A 12,284-nucleotide genomic window follows, 5' to 3' on the forward strand; every position below is an offset into this window, starting at 1 on the left:
GAGCAAAGGCCGAAAGTGGGGCGAAAAAACCGCTTGTCCATAACGGATACTCTAACCTCCCCAACAGCATCAAAGCTGTCAAGACGGGGGGCGTCCCACGCGACCGACGCCCCCTGTTTCCGTTTACGCCAGCGTCTTGTTCAGCGCCTGATCCAGGTCGGCGATGATGTCGGCCACGCTTTCCAGGCCGATGGACAGGCGGATGACGTCCGGCCCGGCCCCGGCGATGGCTTGTCCCTCTTCGGACAATTGGCGGTGGGTGGTCGAGGACGGGTGGATGATGAGCGAGCGGCTGTCGCCGATGTTGGCCAGATGGCTGAACAGCTCGACGCCCTCCACCAGCGCGACGCCCGCCGCGTAACCGCCCTTGACGCCGAAGGTCAGCACGGCGCCCGCGCCCTTGGGCAGATATTTCTGCGCCAGACCGTGATATTTCGACGACGGCAGCCCGGCGTAGCTGACCCAGCCGACCGCCGGATGGCTTTCCAGGAACTCCGCCACCTTTTGGGCGTTCTCGACATGGCGTTGCATGCGCAGCGGCAGGGTTTCGATGCCGTTCAGGGTGAGGAAGGCGTTCATCGGCGCCTGGCTCGGCCCCAGATCGCGCAGGCCCACGGCGTGGCCGTGGATGGTGAAGGCCAGATGGCCGAAGGTCTCGTGAAAGCGCAGGCCGTGATAACCCGCGTCCGGCTCGCTCAGGGCCGGGTATTTGCCCGACTTCGACCAGTCGAACGTGCCGCTGTCGATCACGACGCCGCCGACCGAGGTGCCGTTGCCCGACAGGAATTTCGTGGTGGAATGGACGACCAAGGTCGCCCCCCACTGGATCGGGTTGATGAGGTAGGGCGTCGCCAGCGTGTTGTCGACGATCAACGGGATGCCCGCCGCGTCGGCGATCTTGGCGATGGCCTCAATGTCCGTCACCACCCCGCCGGGGTTGGCGAGGCTTTCCACGAAGATCGCCTTGGTCTTCTCGGTGATGGCGGCGCGGACATTCTCCGGCTCGTCGGTGTTGACGAAGGTCGGCTGCCAGCCGAAGGCGCGCGGAAAGCTGGTTCCGATCTGGTTGATCGAGCCGCCATAGAGCTTTTGCGAGGCGACGACGTGATCGCCCGGCGCCATCAGCGGGAACAGCGCCAGCAACTGCGCGGCGTGGCCCGAGGAGGTCGCGGTCGCCCCGGCGCCGCCTTCCAGATTGGCCAGCCGCTCTTCCAGCACCGCCACCGTCGGGTTGGTCAGGCGGGAATAGATGAAGCCGACCTTTTGCAGATTGAACAACGACGCCGCGTCGTCCACATCGTCAAAGACGAAGCTGGTGGTCTGGTAAATCGGCGTCTGCCGCGCGCCGGTCGCCGGATCGGGCGCGGCCCCGGCGTGGATGGCGCGGGTTTCAAAACCAAAGCTCTTGTTGGCGCTCATGGCGGTTCCCTCAGATCAGTTTTTTGAAGAACTTCTTCAACGGTTGCTTCTTGGTGACGATGATGTTGGAGTTCACGCCGATCCGGCCGATTTCACCGTACAGGCGTTGAATTTCCATTTTCGGGCAACGGTTCATCACCACCGTCAGCCCGGCGGCCTCGGCCCGCGCGGCGGCCTCGTCGTTCCGCACGGTCAATTGCATCCACACCACCTTCGCGCCGACGGCGACCGCCTCGTCGGTGACGCCCCCAGCGGCGGCGGAGTTGCGGAAAATGTCCACCATGTCCGGCGGTTCGGGCAGATCGGCCAGACCGCCATAGACCGTTTCGCCGAGGATGGTTTGACCGGCCAGCTTCGGGTTGATCGGGAACACGCGATAGCCGTTGTCCCGCAGATACTTCAACACATAGAAGCTGGCCTTCACCGGGTCGGCGCTGGCCCCGACGATGGCGATGGTTTTGACGCTGTCCAGCACGCCGCGCAGAAAGGCGTCGCTGTAATCGTCATGATTGATCGCGTGGGGCTGGGTCATTGGCCGCACCACGCCGGCTCGCGTTTGCCGATGAAGGCGTCGATGCCCTCGGCGGCGTCCTTGGCCATCATGTTTTGCGCCATCACCTGGGCGGCGTAGGCGTAGGCCGCCTCCACATCCAAATCGATCTGGCGGTAAAACGCCTCCTTGCCGACGGCCAACGTCAGCGGCGATTTCGACGCGATCTTGTCGGCGACCCCGGCCACCACCTCGTCCAACTGGTCGGCGGGCGTCACCCGGTTGACCAGTCCGATGCTTTCGGCGTCGTCTGCGTCGATCAGGTCGCCCAGCAGCAGCATCTCCATCGCCGCCTTGCGCCCCACCGCGCGGGTCAGCGCCACCATCGGGGTGGAGCAGAACAGCCCAATGTTCACCCCCGGCGTGGCGAATCGCGCCAGATCGGAGCAATAGGCCAGATCGCAGCTCGCCACCAACTGGCACCCGGCGGCGGTGGCGATTCCCTGCACCTTGGCGATGACCGGCGGGCGGATCCGCGTGATCGTCAGCATCAACTTCGCGCATTGCGCGAACAGCGCGTCATACGAGGCTCGGGTCGGAGTCGCCCGCATTTCCTTCAGATCATGCCCAGCGCAAAAGGCCGGACCCGCCCCGGTCAGGATCACGACGCGGACGGAGCGATCTTCGTTGATCGCGTCGAGTTTCTGTTGCAGCGCGGTCATCAGCCCGACCGACAGGGCGTTGCGCGCCTTGGGACGGTTCAGCGTCAGCGTGGCGACGCCGTCGCGATCCTCGCGCAGGACCAGCGGCGCGTCGGCGTCATGGCTTGGCGGAGCGGCGCTCATGGTCGTCATCCTCCCGAATTCATTGATTGTGCGACCGGCAAAGCTTAGCGCGGCCACCCCATGGCGAATACGGCGACCTGCGGGGGCCAGCCATGAGAGCGTGATCGGCCCAACCATTCAACAGAGATCTCCGTCTAAAGTTCAATAAACTCCGTTTTTCCAATAGTTTAATCTTAGGCCAATCGGCATCGGCTTTTCGATGGAGTCCGTTGGCGATTCGGCTCATCATCGCAAACGTGACGGCCTGTCACTCCGCAGCGGATAAGGGCGCTTTCAGGGGGTGGGCATGGGGCGTTCCGAAGCGATTGATTGGCGCGCGGTGTTCGCCTCCAGCCCGGCGCCAACCTGCGTGGTTGACGTCCATGGCGGCGTGATCGTGGCGAACAACGCCTTTGCCGCTTTGGTTGGGGCCACGGTCGACGCCCTGCCCGACCAACGGATTGACACGCTTTTGACCCTTGATGGCGGGCCGTGGATTGACCAAGCGGCCATGGCGGCGCGCAGCGGCGTCGCCTTTCTGAACCGCGTCGGCGACGGGCGCGGCCTGCCCTACACCCTGTCGCCTCTGTCGAACGACGTCGGCATCCTGTCGCTGAGCGACGTCGCCGACGAGCATTGCTTCATCTGCAAGGTCTTCTCCAGCCGCGACAAATTCCGCACCGCCATCGACGATCAATCCGAGGTGATCGTCCGCGTCGCCGCCGATCTGTCGGTGACGTTGGTCAATCGGGAGTTCGCCGCCCTGTTCGCGGTGCCGCCGCGCGTGCTGATTGATCGCCACCTGCGCGACCTTATGCCGCCCCTGTCCGCCGCCGCCGTCGCCGCCTTCGTCGCCCAAGCGACCCCCGACAACCCGGCCTCCTCGGCGGAAGAGCCGTGGCCCTGCCGCGATGGTCATGAGCGATGGTTCAGTTGGCGGCGCTACGCGGTGTTCGACGTCACGGGCCGTCTGATGGCCGTGCAAGCCGTTGGCCGCGACACCACACAGCGCCGCATGGCCGAACAGGAACGACTGCGCCTCGCCGCGATGATCGCGCGCAGCCCCGTCATCGGCCTTGGCTGGCGCGTCGAAGGCCGGATGCTGATCGATTATGCGGCGGGCAACCTCGCCCGCCTGCATTTGGATCGCGAGCGTCTGTCCCAACGCGGCCTTGGCCTGCTCGACCTTGCCCATCCCGACGACGCCCCGGCCTTGCGCGCCTGGGTCATCACCTGCCCGGAAACCAACGACCCCGACGCCAATCCGGCTCAACCCTTCAGCTTCCGCCTGCCAACCGCCGACGGCGAACGCTGGTTGACGCTGAACGGATGGCGCAGCGGCGCCAATCGGATGGAAGGCGTGCTGACGGATGTGACCGAGCAACATGACAACGCGCGGGCCTTGCGGGAGCGTGAACGGCGTTTCCACGCCATCATCAACAGCGCCAGCGACTTCATGGGTCTGCTGACCCCGGACGGCGTTCTGATCGAGGCCAACGACGCCGCGCTCCGCTACGCCCAGATCGAAGCGACGGCGGTGTTCGGTCGCCCTTTCTGGGACACCCCATGGTGGATCGGCTCCCCCGATCTGGACCTGCTGCGCGCGGGTCTGCAACGCGCGGCGGCGGGCAACGGCGTCCGCTTTGAAACCATCCATCAACCACCCGGACGACCGTCCATCCACGTCGATTTCAGCCTGCGCCCCATGCACGACGCCAGCGGCGCCGTCAGCTTCCTGATCGCCGAGGGACGGGAAATCACGCGCTACAAAAAAACCGAAGCCGAGTTGTTGAGCGCCAAACAACAGGCCGAGGCCGCCAACCGTTCCAAAACCCAGTTTCTGGCGGTGATGAGCCACGAGCTGCGCACCCCGCTGAACGCCGTTCTCGGCTACTCAGAAGTGATCCAGCGCGGCCTGTTCGGCCCCATCGGCAACGAGCGCTACGCCGGGTACATCGACGCCATCCACAGTTCGGGCCAGCATCTGCTGAACATCACCGACGACATTTTGGAGATCTCGCGCATTGAACTTGGCGTCGTCGAACTGTTCGAGGAGGTGGTCGCGGTCGCCGACCTGCTGACCCGCTCCGCCCAATTGCTGGCGACGCGCGCGGAAGAGGCGGGGGTCGATCTGCGGTTGGACGCCGACGACGACCTGCCGCGCCTGCTCTGCGACGCCCGGCGGGTCGTTCAAATTCTGGTCAATGTTGGCGTCAACGCCATCAAATTCACCCCACCGGGCGGTTGCGTCCGCTTGGAGGCGCGGCGCGCGCCCAACAGCCCCACCTCGCCCCCCGGCCTGCTGTTCGCCATCCACGACACCGGGGCCGGGATTCCGCCGTCCGATCTCACCAAAGTCTGGGAACCCTTCGGTCAAGCGGGCAACGCCCACATCAGCGGCGCGGGCGGCGTCGGCCTTGGTCTGGCCATCACCAAGGCCCTGGTCGAAGCCCATGGCGGCAAAGCGGAGTTGGACAGCGCGCCGGGACGGGGAACCACAGTGACGCTGCGGTTTCCGGCGGATCGTTGTTTGAGCCGCGACTGAAGCGCCCCAAAACCACCTGACGAACATCATGCCTGAATGAAAGGCTAGAGCGGATTCATTTCTTAAATCAACGCTCTAGCTTGAATTTTTGGCGGAGGGGATGAGATTCGAACTCACGATACGGTTTAACCCGTATGACGGTTTAGCAAACCGTTGCCTTCAGCCACTCGGCCACCCCTCCGTCCATGTCGGCATCTTGCGGTGCCGCTGGCGTGGGGATGCTTCTAACGACCCGCTCCCCCCTTGTCAACGCCTAGAGCGCAGAAATTTGCCAGACCTCGCTGGATGAAAAAGAGCGCTAAATCTGTATAAAATTTTAGGTACTTTTTAAGAGTTTGGCGGTAGGATCACTCCATGAGCAGCACACCATCCGGGTGACGTCCTCACCCGCCCCCTGCGGAGGAAGCCATCATGTCCCTGTCACGCCGTTGCGCGGAAACGCTGATCGATCTGGTCGAAATCAAGCTGAGTTGCCTGGAGATCACCGACCGCGAGGACATGCGGGAAAAAGAGTTGCTGATGCGCTGCGTGCAGGAGTTGGCGGCGGAACTGCGCGGTGAGAATGGCAGCATGGCCGCCTTCGCCACCCCCAAACGCCGGGGCCGTCGCCCAAAGCATCTGCAACTGCACGAACTGCATGTGGCCTGACCCGCGAACCACCCGCCGCAGGGAGCTTTATGACGCCGCTGTTTCGGATTCGACGACCAAAGCGGCGATCGGGGCTTCGCGTGGGAGTTTCAACGTGAAGCGCGTGCCCTGACCCGGCCAGGATTGCACCGTCACGGCGCCCCCCAACGGGCCGGTCACGGTGTTGAACACGATGTGCAAGCCAAGCCCGGAACCGCCCTGCCCCCGCTTGGTGGTGAAGAACGGCTCAAACACCTTGGGCAGATGTTCGGGCGCGATTCCAGCCCCGTCATCCATGAAATCGAGCCGCACCCGATCTTCCCCGTCGGGCTGCGCGGTGATGCGAATCACCCCCGCCGCGCCATCGCCATAGGCGTGGACAATCGCGTTGATGACCAGATTGGTCAGCACCTGCCCAAAGGCGCCCGGGAAGCTGTCCAGCATCAGCCCATCGGCGCAATCGACGTCCACCGTCAGTTTCGTCCGCTTCAGACGGGGGCCCAGGGAAAACAGCACCTCCGCGATGTAACCCCCAAGCTCAAACACCCGACGGTCGCCCGAGGATTGATCGACCGCCACCTGTTTGAAGCTTTGCACCAGCGACGCCGCGCGGTCGATGTTGGCCATCAACAGACGCGCGCTTTCCGCCAACTCGCTGAGAAACTCGACAAAATCGGATTTGCGCAGGAGTCCGTCGGCGAAACGCTCGCGCAATCGGTCGGCCTGCTCGCCGATGTGGCTGGCGGCGGTCAAGCCGATGCCGATCGGGGTGTTGATCTCGTGCGCGACCCCGGCGACCAGTTGACCCAGCGACGCCATGGTTTCGGCCTGGATCAGGCTTTCCTGGGCCTCGCGCAATTCCGCCAACGCCTGTTCGGCCTCCTCGCGGGCGCGAATCAGCGCGGATTCCGCGATTTTACGGTCCGTGATGTCGTAAAGCCATGTCAGCAGCGCCGATTCCCCGTCAAAATCGATCACGCTCCAGGATGACAGCGTCCAGACAACGCTGCCGTCCGGCCTACGGAAGCGAATCTCCGCGTCACGGAACGCTCCCTCCCGGTCATGCCGCTCAATCAACGCCCGACGGTCGGCGGGATCGGCGTAGAGATCAGGCACCCAGGTCTTCATCAGCTCAGCGCGCGGACGCCCCATCAACCGTACGGATTGCGCGTTGCAGAACAGCCACCGGCCATCGCGGGTGGTGACGTTCAAGGCGATGGGCGCGGTTTCCATGATTTTGAGCAGACGCTCTTCGCTGGCGCGCAGCCGTTCCTCTTGACGACGGGACTCGGTGATGTCGGTCATGATTCCGGCGTAGCGCATCGGGCGCCCGTCGGCGTCATGAATCGCCCGCCCCTTGGCCAAGATCCACAGCCAGCCGCCGTTTTCATGGCGCATCCGGTACTCGTAGACGTAGCTGGTGGTTTCTCCGGTCAGATGCGAGGCGATGTGCGCCAGCACCCGTTCCCGGTCCTCCGGGTGCAAGCGAGCCTCCCAGAAATTCGGCGGCATCGCCGGAATATCCTGGTAGCCCAGCATGCGGGGGAAGGTGTCGGACCACCAGCAAGCGCCCGTGACCAGATCGGCGTCCCAAACCGCCGCCCCGGTGGCGTCCAGCGCCATTTCCAGCCGTTCGCCAACGTCGCGGTGCGCGGCGGCGGCCTGCCGCTCCACCACGTCGCTGTCCGGGCAGCGCCGCCCCACACGCAGCCCCACCAGGGCGCCCGCCAAACCGGCGACCAGCAAGACCAGCAGCGCAACGATCACCAGTTCGACCGACATGGCCCCTCCATGACAGAGAGTGTGGCCGCACAGCCTGTGAGAATCCAAGCCCGTCGTCGCCCCAAACGGTCACATTTGACAAGAAAAAAGCCTCTCTCGCGAAGAGAGAGGCTTTTGTTCGTCTCAACCGTCGATCATTGCGCGGGCAATGGTTCAGCCTTTCAACTTGGCGGTCAGAATCTCATTGACCAGAGCCGGGTTGGCCTTGCCTTGGGTCGCCTTCATCACCTGCCCGACGAAGAAGCCGAACAGCTTGTCCTTGCCGCTGCGGAACTCCGTCACCTTGTCGCCGTTGGCGGCGATGACGGCGTCGATGGCCGACTCAATCGCGCCGGTGTCGGTGACTTGGCGCAGCCCCTTCTTCTCGACGATGTCGGCGGCCTTTTCGCCGGTCTCGAACATCGCCTCGAACACTTCCTTGGCGATGCGGCCCGAGATGGTGTTGTCGGCGATCAGGTCGATCAAGCCGCCGAGATTCTCGGCGCTGACCGGGCTGTCCTCGATCTCCTTGCCCGCCTTGTTCAGATAGCCGAACAGCTCGCCCGTCACCCAGTTGGAGGCCAGCTTGGGATCGCGGCCCTTGGCGACCGTCTCGAAATAATTGGCCTTGGCGCGTTCCGACACCAGAACGCCCGCGTCATAGACCGACAGCTTGTAGTCGTCGATGAAGCGCGCCTTCTTGTCGTCGGGCAGTTCCGGCAGGGTCTGCTTGATCGCCTCGACCCAATCAGCGTCCAGTTCCAGCGGCAACAGGTCGGGATCGGGGAAATAGCGGTAGTCGTGCGCCTCTTCCTTCGACCGCATGGAGCGGGTGACGAATTTCGTCGTGTCCCACAGGCGGGTTTCCTGCTTGATCGTGCCGCCCTCCTCAATCACCTCGATCTGGCGGCGCGCCTCATACTCGATGGCGGCCATGACGAAGCGGATGGAGTTGACGTTCTTGATCTCGCAGCGGGTGCCGAACGGGTCGCCCGGCTTGCGCACCGACACGTTGACGTCGCAGCGCATGGAGCCTTCCTCCATGTTGCCGTCGCAGGTCTCCAGATAGCGCAGGATGGAGCGCAGCTTGCGCAGATAGGCGCCCGCCTCTTCCGAGGTCCGCATGTCGGGTTCCGACACGATTTCCATCAGCGCCACGCCCGACCGATTGAGGTCGATGTAGGTCTTGGCCGGGTGCTGGTCGTGCAGCGACTTGCCCGCGTCCTGCTCCAGATGCAAGCGCGTGATGCCGACCGTGCGGCTGGAGCCGTCCGGCAAATCCAGGACGATTTCGCCCTTGCCGACGATGGGTTGGAGGAACTGGCTGATCTGATAGCCTTGCGGCAGATCGGCGTAGAAGTAGTTTTTCCGGTCGAACACCGAATGCAGGTTGATCTGCGCCTTCAGCCCCAGCCCGGTGCGGACGGCCTGTTCGACGCAGCGTTCGTTGATGACCGGCAGCATGCCGGGGAACGCGGCGTCAACGAAGCTGACCTGGCTGTTCGGGGCCGCGCCGAAATCGGTGGCCGAGCCGGAAAACAGCTTCGCGTTTGAAATCACTTGGGCATGAACCTCAAGCCCGATCACGATTTCCCATTCGCCCGTTTCACCCTGGATGTACGACATCGTTCCGCTCTTCGACGTTCACGCGAGAGACCCGCCGGACAGCCCGGCAGATCCTTGGAATCCCGCTTTCTTCTAACGCCCTTTGGCCGAGCGCGCACGCTTTATCGCGCGGGCGCGGCGCGTCAACCGGCCAAAACAGCCTCGGGCGAGCGACCGACCAGCTCGGCGTAGACCAGCGGATCCGTCGCCCCTTCGGTGCCGAACACCAGAACGCGCGCGTCGGGCGCCAGCCCCAACGCCTGCCGGGTGTCCTCATGCGCCGCCGCGCACAGCAGACCGGCCAACCCGGCGACCCCGGATTCGCCCGCCACGATGGGCCGTCCGCCCTGCCCGCCCTCGGCCAGCTTGCGCATGGTTCGGATCGCCCCCTCGTCGGGGATGGTCAGGAAATCGTCGGCCCCGCGCTCCAGAATCGCCCAAGCGAGCAAGGAGACTTCGCCGCAGGCCAACCCCGCCATCACGGTGTCGAGGTCGCCCGCCGATTTGGTCGGGCGACCGGCGATGGCGCTTTGATAGAGGCAATCGGCGTTGTGCGGTTCAACCACCACCAAGCGCGGGCGCTGGCGCCCCCAGCTTTCCCACAAATGGCCGCAGACCACGGCGGGCAGCGCGCCGACGCCGCCCTGAATGAAAACATGGGTTGGCCGCTCGCTGGAGGGAAGCTGGGTGATCGCCTCTTCCACCATCACGCTGTAGCCCTGCATGACGTCGCGCGGGATGTCCATGTAGCCGGTGTAGGAGGTGTCGGAGACGATGAACCAGCCCCCCGCCGCCGCGTCCGCCGCCGCCCGGCGCACCGCGTCGTCATACAGGCCATCGACCACCACCACCGTCGCGCCATAGGATTCGATGGCGGCCCGGCGGCCCGGCGAGCAGGCGGCGGGCACATAGATCACGCAATTGCAGCCGAACACCTGCGCGCCCCAGGCGACGGAACGGCCATGGTTGCCGTCGGTCGCCGTCGCCACGGTCAGCGTGCGCGTCACCTTGGCGTGGCGCCCGACCACCAGATCCAGCGCCGTCACCGGCACGCCGGGCACCCGCGCCGTCACCTCGCGCGCCAGCAGGCGCAGCACGGCGTAGGCGCCGCCCAACGCCTTGAAGCTGCCCAAGGCGAAGCGGGCGCTTTCGTCCTTGTACCAGATGCGGTCGATCCCAGCCTCGCGCGCCAGACCGGGCAGGGAGCGCAGGGGCGTGGGGGCGTAGCCGGGCCACGCGCCGATTTCGGCCATCGCCTCCTCAAAGGCGGCGCGGCTGACGATGGCGCGTTCCGACGGGCCGTAAACGCGGTCCTGGTCGGCGCGCGGATTGGAGAACAGACGCGGGATGCAGGACGAGTCGGCTTCGGGCATCGGTGTGTTCTCCGGGTCAAAGGGACGCAGACCGCTCATCACGAGACCAGAAGCCACCCCATGCCGTCAAGCCGGGTCGCCACCAATAGCCATATCTTTCTTGCGGATAAATCGTCGCGCGCACGCGCCGTCAGCGGCGTGAAAAGCCGCTCAACGTTTCCACTCGCGGCTCGACTTGATGAAGTCGGTCAGGGTCACGCCGATCTTGTCGTCGATGATCGCCACCTCGCCACGGGCGACCAGCACGCCTTCGACGTAGATGTCGGTCGGATCCTTCAACTCGCGGTCCAGTTCCACGACGGCGCCGCGACCAAGCTTCAACAAATCGCGGACGCGCAGCATGGCCGTGCCGATGACCACCTTGATCTCCACCGGCGCGTCGCCGATGGCGAAGGTCGAAGGGTCCCCCTCGCCGGGATCCGGCGCGCCGAGCAGATCGTCGATGTTGGCCATGGATGCTCCTTCGCCGCGCGTTTCAGGATCGTCAGGATCAGGCGCGCGGCTGGCGTGAACGCCGGATGAAACGACAGCCTTGAATCTACACCCGTTGCCTGCGGCGGAGCAACGCGTTCCCCAGCCCGACGCGCTGATGATCTTGCGGCGATGGAACGCTTCGCCCACACTGTCGCCCCCGGCATGACGGACGGACGGCCCCACCCGCCTGGCGCCAGCGCCATTCTCTTTCTGTTTCGTTTTCGGAACGATTGCGACGCCGCAAACGAATATCAGGTTCACGCCAATGACCAGCACCCCCACCAGCCCGCTTGTCACCCCCGCATGGCTGAACGAGCGGCTTGACCACCCCAACCTCGTCATTCTGGACGTGCGCACCCCGCCCAGCGGCGGCTTCGTTCCGGGATCGGTTCATTCCGATTACGCAACAAATGGCTGGCGCGCCACCATCGGCGCCGCCCCCGGCCTGCTGCCGGAACCGGCGGTTCTGGAACGGCTGATCGGTGGGTTAGGCGTCGGCGACGACGATCACGTCGTCCTGGTCGCCGCCGGGGCCACCGCCGCCGACATGGGCAACGCCACGCGGGTCTATTGGACCTTCAAGAGTTTGGGGCATGACGCCGTGTCGGTGCTCGACGGCGGGTTCGCCGCGTGGGTCGCCGAGGGTCGTCCGGTGAAGCCCGCCGCCGCCGTCCGCCCGCCCGTCGCCTTCACCGCCTCGCCGCGCGCCGACCTGCGCGCCACGCTGGCCGAGGTGGAGGCCGCCGTCGCCGCCGGGACCACGCCGCTGCACGACGCGCGATCCGCCGAACAGTTCGCCGGGCAGGGCAAAAGCCCGCAGGCGCGCGCCGCCGGCACCCTGCCCGGCGCGCTCCACATCGACAACGGCGCGTTCTATTCCGGCGCGGCCAAGCGCTTCGTCAGCGCCGACGCGGTGAAGGCGCTGGCCGACAAGGCCGGGTTGCCTCTCGATCCGGCGCCCATCACCTTCTGCAACACCGGCCATCTGGCCAGCGTGTCCTGGTTCGCGTTGAGCGAGATCGCGGGCGTGCCGGGGGTGCGGCTCTATGACGGCTCCATGTCCGAATGGACCGCCGACCCGGCCCGCCCGCTCAAGAACGCGGGCTGAGCGTCATCCGGCGCGGCGGCGGCGCAGGCGGGACAGGTCCGACGGACGGACCAGCCCC

10 protein-coding genes and 1 tRNA gene are annotated in these 12,284 nt (G+C 65.3%); 3 read left to right on the top strand and 8 right to left on the bottom strand.

The genetic code is table 11. The annotated features are described in order from the left end of the window. Nucleotides 1–123 precede the first annotated feature (123 nt). Genes ACODS4_RS27720 through ACODS4_RS27730 form a run of 3 tightly spaced genes read right to left on the bottom strand, consistent with a single transcriptional unit; the run spans nt 124 to nt 2,754 of the window. Nucleotides 124–1,419 carry an O-acetylhomoserine aminocarboxypropyltransferase gene (locus tag ACODS4_RS27720; protein WP_488869046.1) on the bottom strand — a complete coding sequence of 432 codons (1,296 nt, stop codon included), beginning with the start codon at nt 1,417–1,419 and terminating at the stop codon, nt 124–126. Between the two features lie 10 nt (nt 1,420–1,429). Further along, complete coding sequence (locus tag ACODS4_RS27725) at nt 1,430–1,951, bottom strand: CoA-binding protein (protein WP_488869048.1); 522 nt, start codon at nt 1,949–1,951, stop codon at nt 1,430–1,432. Continuing rightward, the gene (locus ACODS4_RS27730) at nt 1,948–2,754 is read right to left on the bottom strand and encodes an enoyl-CoA hydratase (RefSeq protein WP_488869050.1); all 807 of its coding nucleotides are present in this window, start codon (nt 2,752–2,754) and stop codon (nt 1,948–1,950) included. Before ACODS4_RS27730 ends, ACODS4_RS27725 begins: the two co-directional genes overlap by 4 nt. Nucleotides 2,755–3,040: 286 nt before the next feature. On the opposite strand from ACODS4_RS27730, the gene ACODS4_RS27735 reads away from it, so the two are divergent. Further along, the gene (locus ACODS4_RS27735) at nt 3,041–5,278 is read left to right on the top strand and encodes a PAS domain-containing protein (RefSeq protein WP_488869052.1); all 2,238 of its coding nucleotides are present in this window, start codon (nt 3,041–3,043) and stop codon (nt 5,276–5,278) included. A gap of 89 nt (nt 5,279–5,367) precedes the next feature. On the opposite strand, the gene ACODS4_RS27740 is transcribed toward ACODS4_RS27735, so the two are convergent. Further along, nucleotides 5,368–5,459: transfer RNA gene (locus ACODS4_RS27740), tRNA-Ser, on the bottom strand. Between the two features lie 230 nt (nt 5,460–5,689). Here ACODS4_RS27740 and ACODS4_RS27745 point away from each other — a divergent pair. Then, nucleotides 5,690–5,926 carry a hypothetical protein gene (locus ACODS4_RS27745; protein ID WP_488869054.1) on the top strand — a complete coding sequence of 79 codons (237 nt, stop codon included), beginning with the start codon at nt 5,690–5,692 and terminating at the stop codon, nt 5,924–5,926. Nucleotides 5,927–5,953: 27 nt separating this feature from the next. Here the strand turns inward: ACODS4_RS27745 and ACODS4_RS27750 are convergent, their stop codons facing one another. The 4 genes from ACODS4_RS27750 to fliN form a co-directional block, all read right to left on the bottom strand. Further along, a complete protein-coding gene (locus tag ACODS4_RS27750) occupies nt 5,954–7,687 on the bottom strand; it encodes a PAS domain-containing sensor histidine kinase (protein WP_488869056.1) in 1,734 nt (577 codons plus the stop codon). 153 nt (nt 7,688–7,840) lie between these two features. Continuing rightward, a complete protein-coding gene (gatB, locus tag ACODS4_RS27755; RefSeq protein WP_488869058.1) occupies nt 7,841–9,292 on the bottom strand; it encodes an Asp-tRNA(Asn)/Glu-tRNA(Gln) amidotransferase subunit GatB in 1,452 nt (483 codons plus the stop codon). Between the two features lie 122 nt (nt 9,293–9,414). Then, the gene (locus ACODS4_RS27760; protein WP_488869060.1) at nt 9,415–10,644 is read right to left on the bottom strand and encodes a diaminopropionate ammonia-lyase; all 1,230 of its coding nucleotides are present in this window, start codon (nt 10,642–10,644) and stop codon (nt 9,415–9,417) included. A gap of 150 nt (nt 10,645–10,794) precedes the next feature. Further along, entirely contained in the window at nt 10,795–11,097 is a 303-nt protein-coding gene (gene fliN, locus ACODS4_RS27765) for a flagellar motor switch protein FliN (protein ID WP_488869062.1), read from the bottom strand. Nucleotides 11,098–11,383: 286 nt separating this feature from the next. Between fliN and ACODS4_RS27770 the strand changes: the two genes are divergently transcribed. After that, nucleotides 11,384–12,226, top strand: coding sequence for a sulfurtransferase (locus ACODS4_RS27770; RefSeq protein WP_488869064.1), 843 nt, complete (start codon nt 11,384–11,386; stop codon nt 12,224–12,226). Nucleotides 12,227–12,284: the final 58 nt, after the last annotated feature.

It is taken from the genome of Azospirillum sp. FG154, from assembly GCF_057809575.1.